Source organism: Marinococcus luteus, from assembly GCF_034497705.1.
In the GTDB taxonomy this organism is placed as follows: Bacteria; Bacillota; Bacilli; order Bacillales; family Marinococcaceae; genus Marinococcus; species Marinococcus luteus_A.
Window position 1 is genome coordinate 216979 of record NZ_JAXRUV010000002.1, and the last position, 22917, is coordinate 239895.

Annotated in this window: 25 protein-coding genes; 14 read left to right on the forward strand and 11 right to left on the reverse strand. The window is 49.4% G+C overall.

From position 1 onward, the window contains the following. Nucleotides 1–41 precede the first annotated feature (41 nt). Nucleotides 42–1706 (reverse strand): putative ABC transporter permease subunit, encoded by a 1665-nt coding sequence (locus Q9M42_RS05175; protein ID WP_322525454.1) that lies wholly within the window; start codon nt 1704–1706, stop codon nt 42–44. Next, on the reverse strand, nt 1703–2476 hold the full coding sequence (locus Q9M42_RS05180) for an ABC transporter ATP-binding protein (protein WP_322525455.1): 774 nt from the start codon (nt 2474–2476) through the stop codon (nt 1703–1705). Before Q9M42_RS05180 ends, Q9M42_RS05175 begins: the two co-directional genes overlap by 4 nt. Nucleotides 2477–2596: 120 nt before the next feature. Here Q9M42_RS05180 and Q9M42_RS05185 point away from each other — a divergent pair, with 120 nt between their 5' ends. Both Q9M42_RS05185 and Q9M42_RS05190 read left to right on the forward strand, forming a co-directional pair. Then, the gene (locus Q9M42_RS05185; protein WP_022793068.1) at nt 2597–2839 is read left to right on the forward strand and encodes a hypothetical protein; all 243 of its coding nucleotides are present in this window, start codon (nt 2597–2599) and stop codon (nt 2837–2839) included. Nucleotides 2840–2857: 18 nt separating this feature from the next. Then, nucleotides 2858–3046: a hypothetical protein gene (locus Q9M42_RS05190; protein ID WP_322525456.1), complete on the forward strand. Its 189-nt coding sequence runs from the start codon at nt 2858–2860 to the stop codon at nt 3044–3046. A 33-nt stretch (nt 3047–3079) separates the two neighbouring features. On the opposite strand, the gene Q9M42_RS05195 is transcribed toward Q9M42_RS05190, so the two are convergent. Beyond that, nucleotides 3080–4279, reverse strand: a complete 1200-nt coding sequence (locus Q9M42_RS05195; protein ID WP_322525457.1) for a DUF418 domain-containing protein — start codon at nt 4277–4279, stop codon at nt 3080–3082. Nucleotides 4280–4507: 228 nt separating this feature from the next. Here Q9M42_RS05195 and Q9M42_RS05200 point away from each other — a divergent pair, with 228 nt between their 5' ends. From Q9M42_RS05200 to Q9M42_RS05210, 3 genes are all read left to right on the forward strand, one after another. Next, nucleotides 4508–4837 (forward strand): hypothetical protein, encoded by a 330-nt coding sequence (locus Q9M42_RS05200; RefSeq protein ID WP_322525458.1) that lies wholly within the window; start codon nt 4508–4510, stop codon nt 4835–4837. 96 nt (nt 4838–4933) lie between these two features. Then, the gene (locus Q9M42_RS05205) at nt 4934–5098 is read left to right on the forward strand and encodes a hypothetical protein (protein WP_322525459.1); all 165 of its coding nucleotides are present in this window, start codon (nt 4934–4936) and stop codon (nt 5096–5098) included. A 277-nt stretch (nt 5099–5375) separates the two neighbouring features. Beyond that, nucleotides 5376–6095, forward strand: coding sequence for a Na-translocating system protein MpsC family protein (locus Q9M42_RS05210; protein WP_322525460.1), 720 nt, complete (start codon nt 5376–5378; stop codon nt 6093–6095). A gap of 79 nt (nt 6096–6174) precedes the next feature. Here Q9M42_RS05210 and Q9M42_RS05215 read toward each other — a convergent pair whose 3' ends face one another. The 3 genes from Q9M42_RS05215 to Q9M42_RS05220 all read right to left on the reverse strand — a co-directional run bounded on the left by Q9M42_RS05215 (nt 6175) and on the right by Q9M42_RS05220 (nt 7813). Continuing rightward, nucleotides 6175–6420 (reverse strand): S8 family serine peptidase, encoded by a 246-nt coding sequence (locus tag Q9M42_RS05215; RefSeq protein ID WP_322525461.1) that lies wholly within the window; start codon nt 6418–6420, stop codon nt 6175–6177. Beyond that, nucleotides 6396–6509 carry a hypothetical protein gene (locus Q9M42_RS15535; RefSeq protein ID WP_369698792.1) on the reverse strand — a complete coding sequence of 38 codons (114 nt, stop codon included), beginning with the start codon at nt 6507–6509 and terminating at the stop codon, nt 6396–6398. The genes Q9M42_RS05215 and Q9M42_RS15535 overlap by 25 nt, the downstream gene beginning before the upstream one ends. A 95-nt stretch (nt 6510–6604) precedes the next feature. Beyond that, nucleotides 6605–7813 (reverse strand): multidrug effflux MFS transporter, encoded by a 1209-nt coding sequence (locus Q9M42_RS05220; RefSeq protein WP_322525462.1) that lies wholly within the window; start codon nt 7811–7813, stop codon nt 6605–6607. Nucleotides 7814–8018: 205 nt separating this feature from the next. Between Q9M42_RS05220 and Q9M42_RS05225 the strand changes: the two genes are divergently transcribed. After that, nucleotides 8019–8717: a TVP38/TMEM64 family protein gene (locus Q9M42_RS05225; RefSeq protein ID WP_322525463.1), complete on the forward strand. Its 699-nt coding sequence runs from the start codon at nt 8019–8021 to the stop codon at nt 8715–8717. A 35-nt stretch (nt 8718–8752) separates the two neighbouring features. Further along, on the forward strand, nt 8753–9544 hold the full coding sequence (locus Q9M42_RS05230) for an SDR family oxidoreductase (protein WP_322525464.1): 792 nt from the start codon (nt 8753–8755) through the stop codon (nt 9542–9544). A gap of 3 nt (nt 9545–9547) precedes the next feature. On the opposite strand, the gene Q9M42_RS05235 is transcribed toward Q9M42_RS05230, so the two are convergent. Continuing rightward, entirely contained in the window at nt 9548–10777 is a 1230-nt protein-coding gene (locus Q9M42_RS05235; RefSeq protein WP_322525465.1) for an NADH:flavin oxidoreductase/NADH oxidase family protein, read from the reverse strand. Between the two features lie 79 nt (nt 10778–10856). Beyond that, nucleotides 10857–11876, reverse strand: coding sequence for a zinc-dependent alcohol dehydrogenase family protein (locus Q9M42_RS05240; RefSeq protein ID WP_322525466.1), 1020 nt, complete (start codon nt 11874–11876; stop codon nt 10857–10859). Nucleotides 11877–12062: 186 nt separating this feature from the next. Between Q9M42_RS05240 and Q9M42_RS05245 the strand changes: the two genes are divergently transcribed. Both Q9M42_RS05245 and yidA read left to right on the forward strand, forming a co-directional pair. Continuing rightward, nucleotides 12063–12356 (forward strand): hypothetical protein, encoded by a 294-nt coding sequence (locus Q9M42_RS05245; protein ID WP_322525467.1) that lies wholly within the window; start codon nt 12063–12065, stop codon nt 12354–12356. An 18-nt stretch (nt 12357–12374) separates the two neighbouring features. Then, complete coding sequence (yidA, locus tag Q9M42_RS05250; RefSeq protein ID WP_322525468.1) at nt 12375–13190, forward strand: sugar-phosphatase; 816 nt, start codon at nt 12375–12377, stop codon at nt 13188–13190. Nucleotides 13191–13252: 62 nt separating this feature from the next. Here yidA and Q9M42_RS05255 read toward each other — a convergent pair whose 3' ends face one another. Further along, nucleotides 13253–14218, reverse strand: coding sequence for a Gfo/Idh/MocA family protein (locus tag Q9M42_RS05255; protein ID WP_322525469.1), 966 nt, complete (start codon nt 14216–14218; stop codon nt 13253–13255). A 98-nt stretch (nt 14219–14316) separates the two neighbouring features. Continuing rightward, a complete protein-coding gene (locus Q9M42_RS05260; RefSeq protein ID WP_322525470.1) occupies nt 14317–15354 on the reverse strand; it encodes a potassium channel family protein in 1038 nt (345 codons plus the stop codon). Nucleotides 15355–15499: 145 nt separating this feature from the next. Here Q9M42_RS05260 and Q9M42_RS05265 point away from each other — a divergent pair, with 145 nt between their 5' ends. From Q9M42_RS05265 to Q9M42_RS05285, 5 genes are all read left to right on the forward strand, one after another. Then, entirely contained in the window at nt 15500–16678 is a 1179-nt protein-coding gene (locus Q9M42_RS05265; protein ID WP_322525471.1) for a galactokinase, read from the forward strand. A gap of 17 nt (nt 16679–16695) precedes the next feature. Continuing rightward, nucleotides 16696–18204, forward strand: coding sequence for a UDP-glucose--hexose-1-phosphate uridylyltransferase (locus tag Q9M42_RS05270; protein WP_322525472.1), 1509 nt, complete (start codon nt 16696–16698; stop codon nt 18202–18204). Nucleotides 18205–18219: 15 nt separating this feature from the next. Beyond that, the gene (locus tag Q9M42_RS05275; protein WP_322525473.1) at nt 18220–19221 is read left to right on the forward strand and encodes a LacI family DNA-binding transcriptional regulator; all 1002 of its coding nucleotides are present in this window, start codon (nt 18220–18222) and stop codon (nt 19219–19221) included. Nucleotides 19222–19310: 89 nt separating this feature from the next. Further along, nucleotides 19311–19880: a DJ-1/PfpI family protein gene (locus Q9M42_RS05280; protein ID WP_322525474.1), complete on the forward strand. Its 570-nt coding sequence runs from the start codon at nt 19311–19313 to the stop codon at nt 19878–19880. Between the two features lie 99 nt (nt 19881–19979). Next, nucleotides 19980–20777: a sulfite exporter TauE/SafE family protein gene (locus Q9M42_RS05285; RefSeq protein WP_322525475.1), complete on the forward strand. Its 798-nt coding sequence runs from the start codon at nt 19980–19982 to the stop codon at nt 20775–20777. Between the two features lie 44 nt (nt 20778–20821). Here Q9M42_RS05285 and Q9M42_RS05290 read toward each other — a convergent pair whose 3' ends face one another. Further along, the gene (locus Q9M42_RS05290) at nt 20822–22828 is read right to left on the reverse strand and encodes a methyl-accepting chemotaxis protein (protein WP_322525476.1); all 2007 of its coding nucleotides are present in this window, start codon (nt 22826–22828) and stop codon (nt 20822–20824) included. Nucleotides 22829–22917: the final 89 nt, after the last annotated feature.

The window sequence follows — 22917 nt, forward strand, 5'->3', positions numbered from 1 at the left end:
AGAGATTTTAACACAAAAAAGCTGCCGGACTCCCGGCAGCTTTATGGATCTAAATAATCCACGCCACGCTCTTTGAGCTCTTTTGTACCATGACGCAGATGTAGATAGACGATTAGGATCGCAATCCCAGCGGCAGACAGAAGCCCCCCTGCTCCCAGCAGGCTGATCCATTGCCACGGGGCTGTATTCCATAAGGGAAGAAAGGCAGGCTCCGGGCCGTGGTGCCATTTTGAGTGCAGGGATAGACCGGCACTTAAAAGCATCCAGGCGGGGAAGAAAAAAAGCAGAAGGTACAGAACGTTTAGAAAGAAGGATACTACTCCTGTATCGAACCGCACCCGTTTTTGCGGATTTTTTTCATTGTACGTTCCCCCGGCCGCTCCGGCCCACACACCGGAAGCCGCGGCAACTGCTGTAAGGGATAGCGTCAGGACAAGCCCGGCGAAAAACAGTACGATGTTCCACCTAAAGACTATAAAGGTGATCAATTCAAGTGCAGCAATTGCCGCTCCTGTCATGACCCAGTGGCCCAGGAATTTTCCGAGGACAATCTGCCGGGGAGTTACAGGAAGCGCTCGCAGCATCCAGCGGGAGTCGCCCTCCCGTCCAAACGAGGCCGCGGCAAATTGCTGCAGACCAAGCAGAATGGCGGGTCCGAGCATAGCGTGCACACTACTCCAAGCAGAGGCAGGATTTGCCCAGGGGGAAGCAATTGCCGATCCGCTGCCAAAGAAATTAATGAACATTAAAATAAGAATAAGGGCAAATGTGAAGAAGGTGGTCCATTCTTTCGGGTTTCTCTGCACGGCCCGCCATTCTTTAAAGGCAATGGCATAGAGGACAGAGCGGGCTTCACCGGGCCGGGTCGATCTGATTTTGTTTCCCACGGGCTCGGTGGCCCGCTGCCAGGAGGAAAAGTAGCGTTTTTCCACGAACCACAGAGAGGCGAGGCTTATGACCGTCAAAGCTCCGAGACAGGCCGCTGTATAAATGATTCCTGCGCCTTCTCCCTGAAAAGAAGTGAAAAGAGCGGCTGCTGCAGGCTGAGTGGGAAGCCATACGGGAGCTGCTTCAATGGTAAGAGATGTGTTACCGTTTTGCATAATGATGTTTGGCATCTGCGCAGCCAGAACAAACAGGGCTGCAGATAGAAAGCTGATTACAGTAGTCAGCTGCTGGACGCGTTGGGCCGGCAGAATATAAACGAGAAACAGATTCAATAGAAACGCGAGACCTGCTCCAAAAACAGACAGGCCGAAAAACAAAAGAGCAGCGGCCGGATAAAACAGAAGGTGGGCTCCCGAAACGGCCCCGATGATAATGCTGAGCCCAGTTAACAATAAGAAGGAAAGCAGAGGAAATCCAGCCCACCCGGTGAAAAACTGCATGGCAAACAGATGCCTCGAGCGGATGGGAAGAGTGAATAAAAACTCAATATCTTTGGAGCCGAACAACAATTGAAACGTGCGCGGCATGGTCACAAAAGTGATGACAGCCATAATGCTCAGCAGCAGGTAAACGACGACCGCATGTAAGCTTTCCGGAGAGAAAACGTCCCCAGCCGCAGCCATGCCGAGACCAAAGGGAAATATAATGAACAGGGCCAGGGCTGTCAGAGTGATGTATAATACTTTCCGCCCGGACGGCAGAGACTCGTACTGATGACGCATGGTTTTTTTCTGATAATACCAAAGCGTTTGTATCATGGAATCTCCCCTTCAGGGTCTTCGTTCTCCTGCTGCTCTGTCATGCGCAAAAAGACATCCTCCAGAGAACCCCCGGCATGACTGGCGTGCTCCTGCTTAAGCTCCTCGGGAGTGCCTGTCTGCAGAAGCCTCCCCTGATGAATGATTCCGACCCGGTCACAGAGCTGGTCAGCAACGTCGAGCATATGAGTAGAGAAAAAAACAGCAGTGCCTTCTGCTGCGGTTTCGCGCAGAATGGCCCGGAGGTCGCGCGAGCTCTTCGGATCGAGCCCGACTGTAGGTTCGTCCAGAAAAATAACAGATGGCTGGTGAATCAGGGCTCCGGTTAAAGCTATTTTCTGCTTCATGCCATGTGAATACGTCTCCATCAATCTACCGGCACTTTCTGTTAAATCAAACCGGTGCAGCAGCTCCTCTGCATGTTCTATCCATATGTTTTTGTCGAGTTTAAATACAGAAGCAATAAACTGAAGAAATTCCCATCCTGTGAGCTTTGGATAGATATCTGGTTTATCGGGCAGATAGGCAAGCTGCTGCTTTGCTTCGAGCGCTTGACTTTTAATCGATTTGCCATGAATGTATCCATCCCCGCTGCTCGGTTCAAGCAGGCCGGCGAGCATTCGCATCGTCGTAGTTTTACCGGCCCCGTTTGGTCCGAGAAAGCCGAATATTTCATGAGCATGTACCTCGAAACTCAATGGGTGCACAGCAGTGGCCCCTTTAAATTGTTTTGTCAGCTGGTTTACTTCTACTGCGGGAGAATCGTGCATGTCGGGCCCTCCTTTGTATGATATGCTGTGGGCAGATGCACAGGCATGTTCATCATAAATGATATAGAAAATAATGGAAATGATAATAAGCGTACCGTGTAAGGAGGCAGAGAGACTGAAATGACCTATGAAGAACTGGCGGATAGACTGGACCGCACGTCTGACGGTGAAATGATTGGTTTTTTGATGGTACCAAAAGCGCACCGGAAGCAACAGAAAAAAGTGAACAGCTATTTAAAGGAACGCTACGCTGCATCTGATTCTGATTCCTTGAAAGACATTGTGGAGCACTTTTGTGAAGAAAACCTGGAACCTGGGGAAAGCCGGGAAATTGAGTTTTATCCAACGGAAAAATTAACCTAGCCAAACGGGGGAGAGACGTTGAAACCAAAAAAAGTGATGAATCTGGCTACGCTTATTAACGGCATCGGCGTATTTTTATTTATTTTAGCCAGTGTCCCAAACTGGATTCCCGCTATTTTATGCCTGTTTGGATGCACGCTGCTCGTGTTTCGCAAACAGGCAGCAGACTGGTGGAATAAAAACATTACTAAAGAACCGGAGCAATGAAGGCAGCTGCGCTTGAGCGGCTGCCTTTTGGTTTCACATTGTACGGGCGTAGGTCCATTTGCGCCACAGGTATTCCATTGGCCCCTGGGAAAATTTCTTCACATACCAATGGCTGCCGGCGAGCTGGAAAATATAAATGATTAGCGCTACAGTAAACCCGCTAGTAACAGAAACCTCCCCGAACAGCCCCAGACCGTAGCCATGAAACAAGAGAACAGCAATAACAGTCTGCAGCAGATAGTTTGTTAAAGCGAGTCTTCCCATGGAGGCGAACGGAAGCAGAAGCCGGCGCAGGCCTGGTTTTTTTACGGCCAGCACAAACGACGACACGTAAAACAGCATCAGCACCGGTCCGGCGATATAATTCAAACCATCTCCGAGGCCGGTGCTGAGACCGCGGGGAAGGGCTGTCCATTCCTGTTTAAATGCTGTAACGACGGTATTTAGAGCGAGGCCAAGCCACAGGCTGTGCACCCAGAGACGCTTCCATGACTTTATATGAGAAGCAGCTTCTGTAAACATGCTTCGGCGTCCAAAATAAAAGCCGAGGAGAAATAAACCAAGAATGAAGGGTATAGAAAACGGAAGCTGAAGCAGGACGAATACGACTTCATTACTCAGCCGGTAGGATAAAATATCGCCGTAGGAGCCATTTCTCATTACAGAAATCCCCGAAGCAACTGACTGCTCGGCGGAGGCCCCGGGATTTATTGAGGCAGTACCCGCAGAGGCTGCAGTTAAGAGGAGCGTCATAAAGAATCCCGAAGCAAGGATAAGCCCGATAGCCCATGCTAAAATTGCTTTACTGCTTCTATGGGTGAACATAAGCAGAAAGAAGCCGGTCACCGCGTATAAGTGAAGAATATCGCCGGACCATAAAAATACGAGGTGAATCATGCCGATAAACAGCAAAAAAAGAAGCCGGCGCTGAAAAATACGGTCAGCGGGAAGGTTTTTTTCTACCAGACGCTTGTGGAACATATAAAATCCGAGTCCGAATAAAAAAGAAAACAGAGGATAAAATTTTCCGATCACAAAAAAGTCCAGCAGCGTATTAATAGCTTGATCGGCGGCTGTGGTCTCCGTCAGGCTGGTATTTATCATGTCTGTGTACTGGCTGAAGCCTAAAGCTTTAAAGGCAGCCATATTTGCCAGTATAATGCCGAGCAGGGCAAAGCCTCTCAGCATGTCGATCGTATGTATACGTTCTTTTAGAGATACCGCCCGAGCCATCTGATTTCCTCCTTCTTAGGAACTAGATCCAGTATACCAAACCTACGTACAGAGAAAGAAAAGGTTGCGGTAATTCTTTAAAGAAAGATTACACGGAAAAAAATGAGGGTAGTAAGGAAGTATGGTAAATATGTTATTTCTCTACAGCTCTGTATAACGTTAAATTCACAGAGCTTTTTATTCATAAATAACTATCAATTAAAGTAAATAAAGAAAAGGAGAGATACATTGAGAACAATAGAAATTAATATTCATGAAGATGAAATGCACGGCACGATTGATGAAACACATAAGTTCACGTTTAGAAAAATGGAAAACCGGTCCAAAAAAACATTTCCCTTTGGTTTATTTAAAGGACACGCAAAGGAACATTCAAATGCTGCGTATCTTGAGATTTATCAGGAAGAACAGCGGGTGCTTTACTGGGAGCTTGAAGATTTTCAGGATAAGGATTCTCTTGTTTTTACCCGGGAAGGGCTGCTTGAGGAAGGGGAATGGAAGCCAGAAGAACTTACGCTTGAAGGACTCCGGGTAGAATTTTACGAACCGGAATTATAAAGCTTCGTACATAACAGGAAACAGCTTCTAAGACTAATACCTCTATGTCCTTGTTATGGTAATTTTAATATTTTACCACTGTATGGGAGGGGTTTGATGCTTAGTTTTTTGGTTGGAATGCTGATCGGAGCTGTTTTTTCCGCCGTGATTTTTTTCATAAAGGCCCAGCGTACTGTACGTGTGCAAAATCAGCAGGAAATTGTCCACCGGCTGCTCGCCAGTGAACGGAGGAGCCGTTTCGATGTACGGAGTATGAAATGAATACGGAAAAAGGACCGGTGCTTGAAAAAAGTGTCCGGTTTTTTATGTGGGTTTATTTTAATAAAAATGCGGGTTAAACGCAGATTATCGAAATTAAATGATTGAATGAAGCGCATGGGCGGGAAAGAGATAATAGAATATCATTTATCAAGGTGGTATTTTGCAGGCACAATGGCCGGCCTTCCCGGGGAGGTAGGCCTTTATTTTGCAACTAATACATAGATCTGTTTTTGAGATCTTTAAATTTAGTCGGTATATATTAAGAGGAGGAGAGGGCATGGCGGAAAAATACTCAAGTGAAGACCTGCAGGAGCAACAGAAGCAGTTGGGAAGCTACCTTGGAAAGTTATTAAGGGATCACTTTGGGAAGGGCCCTGAATCGGTCTACGTCAGTATTGATCCTCATTGCATCGTAATGCATATCCGCAAATTTCTCTCCCCGATGGAGCAGGTAATTATCGGGCAGAGAAATCAGGAAGCTGTCGAAGAGCTTCGGGAGACAATGATGGAGCAAATTCTTCCCGAAGTGAAGCATTACCTGTCAAGGATCGCAGATATAGAGGGCTGGGAATTTTACTTTGACTGGAATATCGAAAACCGGTCTGGCATGATTACTGCCCTGAATTCGCAGGAATTAAAAATTAAAAAAGACCAAAAACGACCGGAATACGAAGAAAATATCAAAAGAAAAGTAAACGATGTCAGCGCCAAAACAGAAAAAATTCCTGATGATATCGCCATGTACCAGATTAATGAACGAACATTAATAGCGGCCCGGACAGGTATTTTAATTCTGATTGAAAAAGAATTAATCAACCAGGGGCATGGATCAAACTTGAAAACGGCGAAGCGCCACCTGGAAAAACAGCTGTTAAACGAAATACGCTTTGATCGTCTGTTCGGGACGAAAGTACATGATATTTTCGTGGACTGGGATTTTTACAATGACACAAGTGTTGTAGTTTTTGTTACGGATCCAGTGCCGGAAGCGAAATAACTGTACGGTATATGTAAGGTCATGCCGGATGTGCGGCATGACCTTTTTTGTGTCCCCGCAGGATTAAAGCACGACAGCTTCACTTTGAACTGTCTGGACAAGACGTTTGCCAACGTTTGCCAGTACCGAGCATTAGCATGCTGCTGCCGCCTGCGCTCAGTGGATAGCCGAGAGGAACCGTGCGGAGGAGCTGGGCATACAATTCCGGCTCGGAAATACGCCAGCCAAAGCCTGTTTCCGCCCAGTTGGTTATAAGGGCAAGGGCGCCAGAAGCGTGAGGGGCTGCCATGGAGGTGCCGCTCAACCGGACGTAGGAGCTATCCACATACGCAGATAAAATCGAAGCCCCAGTGCTGGGAGATCAATTTCATCGTTGGTATTCGTAAACGGGGTCAATTCGTTGGAAATGTTCACAGCCCCGACTTGAATGACTTCATTATAGGCCCCCGGATAGGCAAACTCTTCAGTATCAACATCCCATTAAATTAATTAAAAATATTTATTGATTATTAAGCCGGCTTTTCCGTTGGTCCGCCTCGTTTAGCCATGAATACGTATGTTGCGAGAGCTAACGCACTCATCAAAAAGATGGTGAGTCCCATCGGCACGGCTGTTTCTTCGCCCGCAATGCCAACCATAGGAGCCGTTACGGCACCAAGCACAAACGGCAGAAGACCTAAAAGCGCTGAGGCGCTGCCGGCGATATGACTCTGGGTTTCCATCGCAAGGGAAAACGAAGAAGTAGCGACAAAGCCGATAGAGGTAACAAAAAACAGAATAGGAAGCACAATCCCCCAGAGCGGGCCTTCAAAAATAACGACCACAAGCAGAGCAAGACCGGCGGCAAAGGCCATCACAAGTCCGGATTCAAGAAATATTTTTTCGGGAATCACTGAGGCAAAACGACCGACCATAAACGTTCCCAGCAGAAGGCCGAGCCCGTTTAATCCAAACAGAATACTAAACACCTGAGGGGACACGCCGTATATATTTTGATAAATAAATGGAGTACCGGCTACGTAGGCGAAAATCCCGCCGATCATAAAGCCCTGGGAGAGAGCGTACCCCGAAAACTGCCGGTCTTTAAGAAGGGATAGAAAATTGCTGAAGGTAGCTCCGAGATTGCTCGGCACCCGGTCGTCTGCAGGAAGGGTCTCGCCTAAACGAAACGCCGTAATCAGCAGCAGGATGGTACCTAGTATAGAAAGCGTTAAAAAGATTCCGGGCCAGCTGGTGAAAAGGAGCACCCCGCTTCCGATAGAAGGGGCGAGCAGCGGCACAAGGTTGTTGACGAGCATCAAAAGGGCAAACAGCTTCGTGAGTTCGGCCCCGCTGCTGACGTCCCGGACAATTGCCCGGGAAATAACGAGTCCGGCTGACGCGGCAAAGCCCTGTATAAAACGCCCGGCGATCAGAATGAAAATATTCGGCGCAAAAATACAGGCGGCTGATGCGGCAATATAAACGATCAGGGCGACAATCAGCGGACGACGCCGGCCGTACACGTCACTGAGGGCCCCGGCGACGAGCTGGCCAACGCCGAGTCCGAGCAGACAGGCTGTTAAACTCAGTTGTACGATAGAAGCACTGGTCTCATAGGAAGCAGTAATATCAGGAAGTGCAGGAAGATACATATCAATAGTCAAAGGAATCAGTGCTGCAAGTGCTCCGAGCAGGACAACAAAACGGGCCCGCCTGAAGCCGGTTAATTGGTTCATATGTAGACCGCCTTTCTAAGCGAAAATATAAATAAAGGAAAAAGCTTAAACCTGCTTTAGCTTACCTAAAAAAAGAAGAGATGGAAAGTTTTTTGCCCGTCCTCATAAAAAGAGAACGATTCTACAAGCATAATTTTTTGGAAAATAAGGCGTATGAAGCCACTTCTCCGTTATAATAAAAAGAGATATTGAGGAGGAAAGCGTCATGAAAACAAAATTAAAACACTACGCTCTGCGACTGACAATTACGGTGAGTGCCGCCATTTTGATTCTGCTGCTTTCGCGTTTTTACCTGCACCTCAACCCTGAAGACGTGAAAGGTTGGATGGAAAGCATTGGATTCTTCGGCCCGGTGGTGGTGCTTCTGCTATTTGCCGTCCGCCCATACTTGCTTGTTCCTTTACCTATATTCGCAGTGGCTGTCGGGTTCTTTTTCGGGCACTGGCTGGGGGCTCTCCTTATTTTTCTAGGAGCCGTGCTGGGGGCGTCAGTTTCTTTTTTCACTAAGAGGCGTAAAGCGGGAGATTTGAACTTAGATGAGAAAAATATGGAGGAACTGGATAAAATCAAGGAAGAACTCGAGGATCATGGCTTTAAATTTTTATTAATGCTCCGGCTTATCCCTGTGCTTCATTATGATTTATTAACCTCCCTAAGCGCCCGGATGGACGTGGGGTGGGGGCAATACCTTGGGGCAACAGCACTCGGGACTATCCCGAGAGCTGTTCTGTTGGGTTTTTTTGGATCAAGCATTTTGTCCTTCGATCCGATGAAAATGATTATCCTGGGAGTCCTTGCAGTAGTGATAGCTGTGCTCGGCTATGTACTTAAACGAAGGGTAGAGGACGAATTTGACACCGAAGAACTAAAAGAAGAAACGAAACAGCTGGAGCCGCCGGTATGAATGCATTCGGGCCACAGCAAGAAGGAGAGAAAAATATGGATCTACAGCTTGCAGGAAAAACGGTGCTCGTACTCGCATCAAGCCGAGGCCTTGGAAAAGCATCGGCTGCCGCATTCGCAAAAGAAGGCGCTGATATCATGATTACGGGCCGCTCGGAGGAGAGCCTGAAAGAGGCGGAAAAAGAGCTTCAGTCTCTAAGCAGCCGCGGCCGGGTCGGCTATTATGTATGCGATGTTACAAAAGGGGCAGAGGTAAAAGCGCTTGTTGAATACACCGTGGAAGCATTCGGTCCGGTTGATGTGCTTGTTAATAACGCCGGCGGTCCTCCTGCCGGCACGTTTGATGATTTTGATGACGATGACTGGCAGCAGGCGTTTGATTTAAACCTGATGAGCTTCGTACGCGCGACACGCGCAGTACTGCCGTCAATGAAGGAGAGCGGTGGCGGACGGATTGTCAACATTACGTCTTCTTCGATGAAACAGACGCTGGACAATTTAATTTTATCGAATACATTCCGGGCCGGCCTGATGGGTCTGGCTAAAAGTCTGTCCCAGGAGCTCGCTCCGCACGGCATTCTCATTAATTCCCTGGGGCCTGGAAAAATAGCTACAGACCGAGTGGCAGAGATTGATGGAAAAAAAGCCGCACAGATGAATAAGAGCCCAGAGGAGGTGCGCAGGGAGTCGGAAGCAGCGATTCCGACCGGTCGCTACGGGCAGCCGGAAGAGTTTGCGGCACAGGTTGTGTTTTACGGATCCTTTGCCAACACCTATGTGACCGGCCAGACACTGCTCGTAGACGGCGGGCTGATAAAGGCGCTGTAAAGCTTATCCTCTGCGCTGCCGGATAACATTTAAGCCATTTTTCATCAGAAGAATCCCTAAAGAAAGAACGGGTGGGAGACCCGGGGCGGCTTTCCGGCCTTTACTAAGCCGGGCGAGCTGCTGGTTATACCACGCAAGCTCCATAATTCCGAGATTATCAATAAACGGAAGGCCGGTTTTGACAGGAGCAATCCGTGGGACCGGAGCTTTTGAAAGCAGCCTGGCCGGATAGTCCGGGCACGCAGCCATGGGTCTTGCCAGACCGATGAAATCGGCTGCTCCTGACTGGAGGGCGTTGTCCATCGCTGTACGGGTGCGAAAGCCCCCGGTTAAAATTACCGGAACCTCTGTGGTCTGCTTCAAACTTTCAGCATATTCGAGGAAATAAGCTTCACGCCGAAGCGTAGAGGCAGAAGCATTTTTTCCAAATAGCTCCGGACGTTCGTAAGTGCCTCCGGAGATTTCAATCATATCCACTCCAAGGCGTTCGAGCTCTTTAATTACATACTGGGATTCTTCCTCCGAAAAGCCGGCTTTCATAAAATCCGCACTGTTAATTTTTACTCCGACAGGAAATTCCGGCCCAGTGGCCTCGCGGACAGCATTAAAAATTTTACGCAAAAAGCGGAAACGGTTTTTAATCGAACCTCCCCATTCGTCGGTCCGCTGATTATGGCGGGGCGAGAGAAACTGGCTGATCAAGTAGCCATGGGCGGCGTGAATCTGAACACCGGTGAAACCGGCACGTTTGGCCAGAGAGGCAGTACGGGCAAACTGCCGGATGATTGTTTCTATTTCTGGAGGCGTTAGAGCCCGGGCGTCGGGAAAGAAGCGTTGGATCCCTGATTCAAACGGTACAGCCGAAGGGGCTACGGCTTCACGGGCAACGCCTTTTGGTACCTGTTTGCCCGGGTGATTGATCTGCATCCATAAATGGGTGTTATTATGCGTGCCGGCACGGGCCCAGGCGCGGAACAGGCCAAGCTGCTTTTCGCTCTCAAGCACGACGTTTCCCGGCTCCCCAAGTGCCTGCTGGTTTATCATCACGTTCCCGGTAATTAGCAGGCCTGCGCCTCCTTTGGCCCAGGTATAGTACAGCCGGAAAATATCAGCGCCCGGTAGGTGGACGCTCGAAGCGAGGCCTTCGCTCATGGCTGATTTAACGAAGCGGTTTTTAAATGTCACATTTTTATTATGTAATGTAAACGGGGAAGCGGCGGTAACGTCTGTCAAAATGATCCTCTCCTTACTACTTCGAATGGATTGGGAAAAATTAAGCGGAGCGCGTCACAGATGCGCTCCGCTTGCTTTATTACTGCTCGTGAGAAATAACAATTTTGCCGAAGAAGTTTTGGCTCTTCATGTGGCGGTAAGCCTCCTGGGCCTGTTCGAATGGATAGACCGTATCAATGACCGGCGTCAGCTGATGGGAAGCGATGGCGCGGTTCATGGATTCAAACATGTCCCGGCTGCCGACGCCAATCGTTCTTGTCGAAGCTTTTCCGAACAGATCATAGTAATCGATTTTGTCCCCGGTTCTTGTGAGCACGCCGATTAAAGCTACTTCTTCACCGGGGGCGACTGCTTCAATTGACTGGTGAAATGAGGCAGGGCCGACCACTTCAACGACACGGTTTACGCCGCCGTTGGAGAGTTCTTTGGCACGTTTGCCCCAGTCCGGGGTGTCGTTGTAGTTGATAATGTTGTTAGAGCCGAGTTCCTCAAGCTTTTCCTCTTTCCAGCTGCTCGAGGTGGTGGAAATAACGCGAAGTCCCAGAATTTTCGCCAGCTGCACGGCGAACACGGAAACGCCTCCGGTGCCAAGCGTCAGAACAGTGTCTCCGGGCCCTGTTGGAGAGGGACCGTGCAAAGCGTTCCAGGCAGTAACGGCCGCGCATGGAAGCGTGGCTCCCTGCTCGTACGTGAGATGGTCAGGAAGACGTACAAGCTCCTCGGGATTGATTACTTTATAGTCTGCCAGCCAGCCGTTACTGTGTGTGCCATACGGCTCCATATAGGAAGGGCGCTTTCCGCCAAACCATTCCCGCGTGAAATTGCCGGCTACCCGGTCTCCGACTCGGAAGCGGCGCACGTCTTCGCCTGCTTCAACAATTTCCCCGGCGCCGTCCGACAGCTGTACGAGATTTTCCCGCAGCTCGCCCGGGTAGTTTCCTTCGATCATCGCGAGGTCCCGGTAGTTTAAGGAAGTAGCTTTCACCCGGACAAGCACTTCTCCCCGCTGTACCTGCGGGATGGATTCTTCTGTCATCTCTAGACTTTCTATGCTTTTCGGCTCACGAAGCCGAAAAGCCCGGTTTTGTGCTGATACCATTGTATAGCCTCCTTGGATGTTTGGACTCCTTACTGTTCATTCCCCCGGGGACGATTTTTTAAAAGAGGCGGGCGTGATTTTATGCAAAAAGTTATACTGAAAGCATAACCGGATAATTTTCCGTAAAAAAAGGAATTTTATTACGTTTAATAAAGAAGGAGGCCCGGGGTGCGGAAAAACACAGCTATGACTGAAGTAGAAAATGTGATTGTCCACAAAGCAGCAGAATTTGAGGGATATACTGTTTTATTCTCGATCCACGGCCAGCGTTTTCAATTTTTAATAGCCGATGGAAAGCCGTTATTTCCGTTAAATGTCCTTCATACGTTTACTGAAAAAGATGTATGCGGCCAGTGTGGAAAAAAGGTGCTGCAGGTGCCGGTGGGCCAGCAGGTGTGCAGAGCTCTTCAGCACCGGAAAAAAGAACTGCTCGCCTATATGGAGGAGCATTTCCTTTGGGGACCGGCAGGACATATTTAAATACGCAGGAGGATTGGTATGTACAAACTAATAGCCGTAGATATGGATGGGACCATGCTGAATGATCAGCATGCACTGACGCCGGAGGTGATTCAGGCGGTCCGGAAAGCAAAAGGAGCCGGTATCAAAATTGTACTGTGTACCGGACGGCCGCTCCCGGGTGTTCAGCGTTATGTGGATCAGCTGTCACTTCGGGAAGAGGGCGACTATATCGCTGTATTTAACGGCGCGCTTGTCCAGGAGACCTTCACAAGCCGGGTCGTCAGCCAGCTCGATATGCTGTATGAAGACGTTATGGAGCTTGAGTATCTGAGCCGGGAGCTTCCCATAGCCATGCAGTACTTTAGTGAAAAGCATATTTATACCCCGCAAAAGGATATTGATAAATACACGGTGCTTGACGCTTATCTGAATAGTATACCTTTGCGCGTGCGCACGCTTGAAGAGGTAGGGCCGTCTTTGGCACTGCCGAAGGTGATGTTTGTCGGCGAGAAAGATGACATTGACCAAACAGAGCTTTTACTGCCGGAGAAAATTAAAGCGAGAAATGAAATCATGCGCAGCACGCCGCATTTCCTGGAATTTCTTCATCCAAAAGCAAGTAAGGGCAACGCAGTGATGGATCTGGCGGCCCGGCTTGGTATCGCCCGGGAGGAAGTAATGTGCATCGGGGATAACGGCAACGATTTATCTATGATAGAGGCAGCAGGGTGCGGGGTGGCGATGGGAAATGCCATTCCGGAAATCAAGGCAGCCGCTGATATTATTACGTTGACAAACAATGAAAACGGGGTGGCAGAGGCTATTAACAATGTCCTGCTGCAGTCCCGTTAAGTAAAAAAGCCTTTATTCCATGCGGAATAAAGGCTTTACTTGTATTTCCCGGGAAATGCCGTTTATTCGAATGAATAGCGGAAATTCCACTGCCGCCTGGATTCGTCCATGAGTGCCATCACATCAGAGGAATACTGCAGGATCGAGGCATAGTCCCGGCTGGAGACAGACCGTTCCATTTCCCGAATTTCATAATGCAGGGCTTTTGACGTCTCGCCCTGAGTAACGCGCTCGCTTTCTCCGTTTGTATACTCAATGACTGCCTCGTCGGCCCGGGGAAAGTTGTCGACAGTAATTGAGCCTTTATCGCCGGCAATAATCCCTCTTTTGGGCATCCTGGAGCTGAAGGAAAGCTGAACTGTCGCTATCTGGCCCCGGCTGTTTTTTAAAACGATCCCCGACTGGTCATCGACACCGCTCCCGGCCATTTCTCCAATGGTGGCTACCTCCTGCGGCTGCTCCTGCAGAAAAAAACGGGCAAACGACAGGGCATAAACACCGATATCAAGCATCGCGCCCCCGGCAAGGTCCGGATTAAAGAAGCGGTTGGTGGTGTCATACTCTTTAATAGTGCCAAACGTGACGTTAATAGAGCGCACGCTGCCGATTACCCCGTGTGCGATCTTTTGCTGCAGCTCACGGTGAAGCGGATGGTAATACAGCGTCATCGCTTCAAGCAGCACCAGTTCCCGGTCTGAAGCAAGCGCTGTCAGTTCATCGAGCTGCTGCTTGTTAACAGTAATGGCCTTCTCGCAAAACACATGCTTCCCATTTTCAAGGCACTGCCTGGCAATCTCATAGTGATTCGTGTGGGGAGTGGCGATATAGACGATATCAAGCGCTTCGTCTTCGAGGAATGTGTCCAGCGAATCAAACGGATGCCCAATGTTAAAATCATCTGCAAAGCCTTTGGCTTTATCCATGGTGCGGGAGCAGACGGAATGAATCCTGCCGTGCTCATCGTTTAATGCTTCAGCAAATTTTCCGGCGATATTGCCGGTGCCGATGATTCCCCAGTTAAAGCTCATATGCGTCACACCTTTTCTTTTAGTTGTTTACCCGGCTATTATAACGCAGCGGAAGAATAATAAGGAGATAGTTTCCAGTTAAACAGTGGAGAATAATTTTATTTTGCCTGTTTCCCGCTAATTTTATGGTACGTATCTTCGTGGCAGATAACGAAAAGCTGCGCGTCCTCCGGAATACGTTCGTCGAGCTTATGGTTAATATTTAAATCCTCGTGGTCTGATACGAGAGTTGCCCCTTCTTCGAGCAGATCCATATAAGCTTCGCGGTACGTCCCCCAGGAGGGGCGCTTAGGTATTTCATACAAATCCTCTCCGTGCCTCTTGGATAACAACTGAGACACGATCCTTGAGGTACCCGGGCTGAAGGCGGAACGGACGGCCAGCTGTGAGATCATTTCGGAGCTGACGATAAATTCATCCACCTCCACGTGGGTAAAGTTGTGAATATTATTTCGTTCTTTGACTTCTACGATGGTGTAAATGTCTTTAAAGTGTCGCTGGATGCTGGTGGCAATTAATAATGATTTTCCGTCGATATAGGAAGGGTCATGGATATATTCCCCGTTGATGGTAATTTCATTGGGGAAAATAAATACCGCCCGGGCTTCACTAATGTTTGCCTGCTCCAGTACCTCTTTGTCGACTGGGTTGCCGCGGACGTAAAACAGACGTTCATGATGATAAGGCGTTTCTTCATACTGATCGATAAGTACGATTTCAATATTTTTTTCCGTATTTAAAATTTCCTGGATCGCGATTTTCGCATGCTTGCTCCAGTCGGCGATGACGATATGGTCTTTTCCACTGTACTCCAATTTTCCCCGCTCCTTTCTGCGGTTATATACATATATAAAATCAATAACCTTACTGATCACGATAGAAATCAGACCAATGCCAATCATGTACAGAAAAATGCCGTACAGCTTTCCGGGCACTGTCTGAGGAACGTAATCACCAAAGCCGACGGTAGTGACAGAAGTCATGACCCACCAGAAGCCGTTGAATGGGCTGCCGAATTCTTCAGGCTCTATGTAATAGATCACAAAGGAACTTCCCCCAATCACGAGGGCAGTAATCATAAAAATAACTGTTGTATTCACATTAATTAGACGTTCAAACAACTTATTAAAAAACACCCGGGCCGCCTCCTTCCTGCTAAAAGTACTATTACCCCTATTGAAGCTGCGAAAATCTGAAACTTTATAGTAAAAATTTTAGTAAAAGATTTATTTCAGCTTAGCTTTCCGTTATACTGATAAAAAGAATGGAGGAGGCTATTCCATGGATGCAGCGGTATTGAAAGAATTTGAACAACAGTTTTCCCGCCAGGCGGAACGGCTGTTTTTTGCTCCCGGCCGTATCAACGTCATTGGTGAACATACAGATTATAACGGAGGATATGTGTTCCCGTGTGCGATTACAAATGGAACGTATGCAGCAGCGGCTGGCCGGAGTGACCGAAAAATGCGGCTAGTGAGCGGCAATTTTTTAAACGACGGAATGGTAACGCTCTCATTGGATGAGCTTTTGTTCCAGGAGGAAGACGGCTGGGCGAATTATCCGAAAGGGTTATTTGCCATTTTGGCAGCAGAAGGCTATCAATGTGAAACCGGCTATGATATTTATTTTTCCGGCAATATCCCAAATGGGGCCGGCCTATCCTCGTCGGCGTCAATTGAACTGGTTACAGCCGTATTGCTTAATGAGTGGGAAGGCTGGGGACTTTCCATCAAAACCCTGGTGCTTTACGCCCAGCGGGTGGAAAACGAGTATATCGGTGTTCAGACCGGTATTATGGATCAGTTTGCGATCGGATTTGGCAAAGATGGGCACGCCATGCTGCTTGACTGTGGAACGCTCGAATATGAATACGCTCCGCTTCCGATAGATAAATATACCATTTTGATTATGAACACGAATAAGTCCAGAGAACTTGCAGACTCAGCGTATAACGAGCGGCGGGCCGAATGTGAAGAAGCACTGGCGGAAATGCAGCAGCACCGGGATATTACGAGCCTTTGTGAGTTATCGGTAGAGGATTGGAACCAGCTCAGCCTGGAGGTCAATAATGAAACAGTCCGAAAAAGAGCCCGGCACGTTATTTACGAGCACGACCGCACGAAGCAGGCAGCAGCAATGCTGAAGGCGGAAAATTATGAAGCGTTTGGCCGACTGCTTAATGAGTCACACCGCTCGTTAAAGGAAGATTATGAGGTAACCGGTCCTGAGCTCGATACGCTGGCTGAGACCGCCCAAAAGCAACCTGGGGTGATTGGGGCCCGGATGACGGGAGCGGGATTTGGCGGATGCGCGATCGCTTTTGTGGAGCATAGCCAGGCCGAAGAGGCAGAGAAAAGTATTGCAGAAGCCTATGAAAAAGCGACAGGCTTCAAACCTTCGTTCTACAAAGCTACTGCCGGCGGGGGAGCGCGGGAGCTGACACGGGCTGGGCAGAAGTAAACAAAAGGAGAGGTTCTATGGCCATGCAGGTGGATTCAGCCATCATGTCGCTCGTCGATTGGGCAGAAGAAAATAAATTGATTCATGCAGAAGATAAGGTGTATGCACGCAATCAGCTGCTGCGGGAGCTTCACCTCGAAGCGATTGATGAAAATGCAGCTGGAGGCCCAAAGCCGTTTGAGGAACTGCTCGGGCAGCTCATCTCCTACATGGTGGAGGCAGGGATCGTGGAGGATTTGCTCGACAGGCGGGAGCAGGCCAAAGCAGACATCATGAATATTTTCCTTCCCCGGCCTTCTGACGTCCAGCGGACCTTTGAAGAAAAGCACAGTCGGAACCCGGTCGAAGCAACCGATTATTTTTACTGGCTGAGCCGGTCCTCCAACTACATTCAGATGGACCGGGTAGCCAAAAACGTTCATTTCCCGTATGCATCTTCCTATGGGACGATCGATATTACGATCAATTTGTCCAAGCCGGAAAAAGATCCGCGTGATATTGAAGCACAAAAGCAGAAGAGTGCGCCGGTGTCGTACCCGAAATGCGTTCTGTGTAAAGAAAATGAAGGATACCCGGGGAGGATCGGCCATCCGGCCCGGTCGAACCACCGGTTAGTCCGGACAGAGCTTGAAGGGGAAACGTGGTATCTGCAGTATTCCCCGTATATTTATTACCCGGAGCATTCCATTCTTCTCAGCGAGTACCACCGGGATATGAAAATCAACCGGGAAACCTTTACCCGCCTGCTTGGATTCGTAGAGCAGTTTCCGCATTATTTCATGGGCTCAAACGCCGATCTTCCGGTAGTGGGCGGATCGATTTTATCCCATGATCACTACCAGGGCGGAAGGTATACCTTTGCCCTGGAAGAGGCAGAGCCGGAAACTGTTTTTGGGGTCGTGGGAAATTCGGATTTAACTGTGGAAATTGTTCACTGGCCGATGAGCGTTCTGCGGCTTCGCTCGGAAGAGCAGACAAGCGTGATTGAGGCTGCGGAAGCTGTAAGGAAAACCTGGCAGGATTATACCGATACGAAGCTTGAGATAGAAGCTTACTCCGGCGTAGAACCGCATAACACGGTAACACCGATTGCAAGGAAAAATGGCACGGCCTGGGAAATGGATATAGTGCTGCGCAACAACCGGAAGACCAATCAGCGTCCGTACGGCCTGTTTCATCCGCACGAGGAAGTGCATCATATTAAAAAAGAAAATATCGGTCTGATCGAAGTCATGGGACTAGCTGTTCTTCCGGCAAGACTCCTCGGTGAGCTCGACCAGATCACTGAGTTTGCTGCAGGACTTGGGGGGACTGTGCCCGGACAGCACGCAACGTGGGCCGAAGAGCTACGCGGTAAGCTGGAGGGACGACCGAAGGCTGAAGTACGGCAGAAGGTCGAACAGGGTGTGGGTAAAAAATTTATGGAGGTGCTGCATCACGCCGGCGTTTTCAAGCAGGATGCTGCCGGACGAAGCGGGTTCCTTCAGTTTTTACATGCTCTGCCCTTAGAGCTCAAAGAAAAATAAAAGGAAGCTGATGACATGGCAACGATAAAGGATATCGCAAAAGAAGCCGGCGTGTCGATAGCGACTGTCTCCAGGGTGCTGAACTACGATGACACGCTCTCTGTGGCGGAAAGCACAAAGCAGCGTATTTTCCAGACCGCCGAAGCGCTGAACTATACGAAGCACGCCAAACGGAAACAGGCCGTTCAGGCCCTTACTATCGTTTACTGGTATACCGAACAGGAAGAACTCGAAGATCTCTATTATCTGTCGATCCGCCTTGGTATTGAAAAACGCTGTGATGAGCTGGGCATCCGGGCCCGGCGCCTGCTGCTTGAAGAATTCCTGAACCAGGAAGCGGCCGAAAGCGAGCCGGTCATTGCCGTAGGTAAATTCAGCCAAGCGCAGGCGGAACGTCTGCAGCATGTGAGCACTCAGCTCGTCTTTGTGGATTCCACTCCGGATGAAGAGACGTTCGACTCCGTTATTGCCGATTTTCAGCGGGTGACGGAAAAAGTTCTTACGTATCTCCGGGAGCTGGGGCACAAGCGTATCGGCTATCTGGGCGGACGGGAGTCGTACCCGTCAGAAACGGTGACGATTCCGGACCCGAGGGAAGAGACATTCCGCCGGCTGATGACTGAAAAAGAACGCCATACAACGCCCTGGATGCGAACGGGCCGCTTCACGGTTCAGGATGGTTATGATTTAACAAAAAACGAACTGGCCGCTGAGGCTGCAGAAACGAGACCGACAGCTCTGTTTGTGGCCAATGACACGATGGCAGTAGGATGCCTGCGCGCGCTCCATGAAGCGCAGATCAGAGTACCGGAAGACATCAGTGTGGCCAGCGTCAATGACGTCAGCGTCGCGAAATTTGTTTATCCGCCGCTTACGTCCGTGAAGGTTTACACAGAAGTGATGGGGGAGACGGCGGTGGATCTTCTGCTTGAAAGACTCGATGGACGGAGAACGGTTCCCAAAACGGTGCTTGTGGGCACCGAGCTGCAGAAAAGAGAAAGCTGCGGTCGTGCTTAAACTTTTATGCAGAAAACATATTTCTATTACATCAAAAGGGGTATAAAATAAAAGTAAGCTTTCCATCAATCAGAAAAGGAGCGTGTACGATGAGTGCGAAAAGAGTATTGATCGTGGCCGGTGATGCCGTGGAAGCGCTGGAGGTGTATTACCCGTATTTTCGGTGCATGGAGGAAGGATTTCATGTGGATCTGGCAGCTGCCAGTGTCAAAAAGCTGCATACGGTAATTCACGACTTTGAGGACTGGGAAACGTATACGGAAAAGCCGGGGTACGGCATCGAAGCGAATATCGCTTTTGAAGACGTAAACGTCTCTGACTACGATGCGCTGATTATTCCGGGAGGAAGAGCACCGGAGCACATCCGGATGAACAAGGACCTGCTTGAAATCGTAAAGCATTTCTTTGAAAAGGATAAGCCAATTGCGATTATGTGCCACGGAAGCCTTGTGCTGACACCAATCGCAGAGGTGGCCAAAGGAAGAAAATTGACCGCTTACCAGGCGTGCAAGCCGGAAGTGGAAAGCATGGGCGCAGAGTATATCAATGAAATGGATTACGTGGATAAAAACCTGGTTTCCGGGCACGCATGGCCGGATCTGCCTGCCATTATGCGGGAGTTTGTGAAACAGGTAAACGATGCCCCGGTAACAACGTAGGACGGGGTTCGGGCGGGCCGGCTGGATAAGCCGGCTTTTTTTGATGGCTGTTCATGCTAAAATGGAGTTGAACTACATAGAAGAAAAGAGGACAAGGAAATGATGGAAGCTGTTTTACTGCTGCTCACAGGCATATTTGCTGCTGCCTGCGGTTCGCTGGTCGGCCTCGGCGGAGCGTTTATTATTGTACCGATACTTGCACTGTTCTTTCCGATGCCGGCCTCGGATATTGCCGGCACCTCGATGGCAGTTCTTTTGTTTACTGCCATTTCAAGCACGTGGACATATTCGAAGCAAAAACGGATTGATTATAAAAGCGGTGTCTATTTTGCGCTTGCCATGATGCCGGGCGCAGTCTTTGGGGCGTGGCTGACCCAGTTTTTTGATACAGATACGTTTTATACTGCGTTTGGCATCTTTTTATTCTGCATGGCCCTGTTTCTGCTGTTCCGGCCGAAAAACAAACAGCGGAGCGCCGGCAGGCCGACGACAAGCCGGACGTTCACAGACCTTACCGGCCATACATATGAATACTCATACAATCGCTGGATCGGCTTGTCGATTGCGCTGGCTGTCGGCGTTATTTCAACGTCGTTTGGTGTCGGGGGAGGATCTGTTATGGTGCCTACCATGGTGATGCTGCTTGCTTTTCCGCCCCATATTGCAACGGCCACCTCGATGTTTTTAATGGTACTTTCGGCGGCAGTGGGAACGGCGGCTCATGCCTGGTTCGGCCACGTGCAGTGGGAGAGCGTGCTCTGGCTGGCGATTGGGGCTGTAATCGGCGGCCAGATTGGTTCTGCGCTTGCGGCGAAGCTGCCGGGCGCTATTATTCTGCGCGTGCTTGCCATTAGTCTTGTCTTTGTTTCGTTAAGGCTGATCTTCGGAAGCTCATAAATAAAGATCCCGGCTCGATACGAGAGCCGGGATCTTTTTGGGATTTAGTCGTTTTCTGTTTTGAAATGGGAAACGATTGTATTTAACTCTTTGGACATCATATTCAGCGCTTCTGCGAGAGCGTCGATCTCCTCCACTGCCTGAAGCTGCGTTTCCGAGGCTGAGGCCACGCTTTGGGAAGTGCCGGCATTGTGTTCAGATATTGCCGAGATTTCGTCAAAGGAAGCAGTGATTTCCTGGGAGCTTGCCGCCATTTGCTCCGAAGTAGCTGCCACACTTTCAAGGCGCACGCTGACTTCGTTCGTGTAATCCGAAATTTCCTGAAAAGCTGCCTTCGCCTGTTCGGTCATCTGCAGACCGTCCTGAACCTCGCCGGTGACCTGCTCCATGGAAACGGCAGAATCCTGAATTTCTGTCTGAATCGTAGTAATAATGGAAGCAATCTGGGAGGAAGAATCCCGGGACTGCTCAGCTAGCTTTCGGACTTCTTCTGCGACGACGGCAAACCCTTTGCCGTGCTCTCCAGCCCTGGCTGCTTCAATAGCAGCATTTAAGGCAAGCAGGTTGGTCTGCTCTGAAATGGCAGTGATGACATTTAAAATGTTTTCAATTTCCCGGGAGCGGGCGCTCAGCGTCTGGTTTACTTCATTGGATCGTTCGACGGAGGCATGAATGGAGCGCATTTTTTCCAGGGCGTCGCTCACCGTAATGAGGCCGCCGTTCGCTTTTTCTGTCGTCGAAGCCGCATGCTCGGAAATGGAGGTCGTGCTGCCCGCCACTTCCTGGACGCCTTTGGAGACCTCCTCCATGGCACCGGCGCTTTCTTTAATACTTACAGACTGCTGCTCCGAGCCTGAGGCTACCTGCTGCAGGGAGGCATTGACTTCGGTAATGGCCTGGCTGGAGGTATTGGAATTTGATAAAAGCTGTTCTGATGAGTCCTGAAGAAGACGGGAGCTCATATCAAACTGGCCAATCAGCTCCTTCAGCCTGGTGCTCATCCGGTTAAAATGCATGGCAAGCTGGCCGATTTCATCCCGCTGGTTCAGCTCAATATCCTCACCGGTTAAATCATCATCGGCTACCTGCTTCACCCGGTCGGTAATTAAACGGATAGGCTTTGTAATACGGCCCGCGATCAGAATGGCAGCACCAATAATGAGCAGAGCTGCCACGCCGATAATCGTAAGCACTGTCCACTTGAGGGCGTTTGTTGCTGCGAGGATCTCCTCCATTGGCGTCAGAAAGAAAATTTTATAGCCTGCTTCCTGAACCGGCGCAGCGGATACGAGCAATTGTTCATTGCCGTTTTCTATTGTCGTGGAGGATGCTTCCTCCTGATCCTGGGCAAGCAGCTCCTGCCATTCACCGCTGATATCAGCCTGGCCGACCGGCTGGCCGGTAAGGTCTTCCTGCGGATGAAGCTGGATGACGTTTTGATTATCCACGAGAATAGGAACAGCGCTGTTTTCCTTTTCGTTGTCTGTATAACGCTTCATTAAAGCATCAAAATTAACAGATGCAGACATAACGCCGGCAATCTCGCCATTAGAGGCGGTCACCGGAGAAGCCACGACCACAATGCGGTTTCCGGTAGCATTGGAGTTAAGGACGTCGGAGATCGTAGTCTCGCCGCTCATCCCATTCTTAAAGTAGTCTCTGTCGCCGAGATCGAGTTCCCCTATGTTTTCTTCAGTAGTATGCGCCTCTACGATTCCACTTTTGCCGGTAAATACGACGGTTTCAAATGTTTCATCGCGTTCCATGATCTGGTTCATCAGACTGAGGCGGGTATCGGTATCGCCGCTGCTCATATCCTGCGTTCCCGCAGCGAGTACAATTTCATCAAGCCGTTTGACGAGCCAGCGGTCCATCTCCTCTGCGGCGGTTTCAGAAGTCATCGTCAGTTTTTCTTCTTCTTCAGCCACTACGACACTGCTGCTTTCCTGAAAGACAAAAAAAGCGACAGCCGCAGCCGGAACCAGGCCGATCACTAAAAACCATATGAGTAATTTTTTTCGAAGATTCGGCTGTAATAATTTTTCCTTCACGTTCATCCACTCCCCCAATATGTAAACAAATTCCTTCTCTTACTTCATATCGGGTAAATGGAAAAAAAGTGAAGCTTTTCAAGAAAGCA

Coding starts and splice junctions, on each gene's coding strand:
- Q9M42_RS05255 (WP_322525469.1), bottom strand. CDS start 14,218: ATGAGCTTTAACTGGGGAATCATCGGCACCGGCAATATCGCCGGAAAA.
- Q9M42_RS05275 (WP_322525473.1), top strand. CDS start 18,220: ATGGCAACGATAAAGGATATCGCAAAAGAAGCCGGCGTGTCGATAGCG.
- Q9M42_RS05230 (WP_322525464.1), top strand. CDS start 8,753: ATGGATCTACAGCTTGCAGGAAAAACGGTGCTCGTACTCGCATCAAGC.
- Q9M42_RS05175 (WP_322525454.1), bottom strand. CDS start 1,706: ATGATACAAACGCTTTGGTATTATCAGAAAAAAACCATGCGTCATCAG.
- Q9M42_RS05225 (WP_322525463.1), top strand. CDS start 8,019: ATGAAAACAAAATTAAAACACTACGCTCTGCGACTGACAATTACGGTG.
- Q9M42_RS05195 (WP_322525457.1), bottom strand. CDS start 4,279: ATGGCTCGGGCGGTATCTCTAAAAGAACGTATACATACGATCGACATG.
- Q9M42_RS05185 (WP_022793068.1), top strand. CDS start 2,597: ATGACCTATGAAGAACTGGCGGATAGACTGGACCGCACGTCTGACGGT.
- Q9M42_RS05265 (WP_322525471.1), top strand. CDS start 15,500: ATGGATGCAGCGGTATTGAAAGAATTTGAACAACAGTTTTCCCGCCAG.
- yidA (WP_322525468.1), top strand. CDS start 12,375: ATGTACAAACTAATAGCCGTAGATATGGATGGGACCATGCTGAATGAT.
- Q9M42_RS05220 (WP_322525462.1), bottom strand. CDS start 7,813: ATGAACCAATTAACCGGCTTCAGGCGGGCCCGTTTTGTTGTCCTGCTC.
- Q9M42_RS05270 (WP_322525472.1), top strand. CDS start 16,696: ATGGCCATGCAGGTGGATTCAGCCATCATGTCGCTCGTCGATTGGGCA.
- Q9M42_RS05245 (WP_322525467.1), top strand. CDS start 12,063: ATGACTGAAGTAGAAAATGTGATTGTCCACAAAGCAGCAGAATTTGAG.
- Q9M42_RS05285 (WP_322525475.1), top strand. CDS start 19,980: ATGATGGAAGCTGTTTTACTGCTGCTCACAGGCATATTTGCTGCTGCC.
- Q9M42_RS05210 (WP_322525460.1), top strand. CDS start 5,376: ATGGCGGAAAAATACTCAAGTGAAGACCTGCAGGAGCAACAGAAGCAG.
- Q9M42_RS05280 (WP_322525474.1), top strand. CDS start 19,311: ATGAGTGCGAAAAGAGTATTGATCGTGGCCGGTGATGCCGTGGAAGCG.
- Q9M42_RS05240 (WP_322525466.1), bottom strand. CDS start 11,876: ATGGTATCAGCACAAAACCGGGCTTTTCGGCTTCGTGAGCCGAAAAGC.
- Q9M42_RS05180 (WP_322525455.1), bottom strand. CDS start 2,476: ATGCACGATTCTCCCGCAGTAGAAGTAAACCAGCTGACAAAACAATTT.
- Q9M42_RS05205 (WP_322525459.1), top strand. CDS start 4,934: ATGCTTAGTTTTTTGGTTGGAATGCTGATCGGAGCTGTTTTTTCCGCC.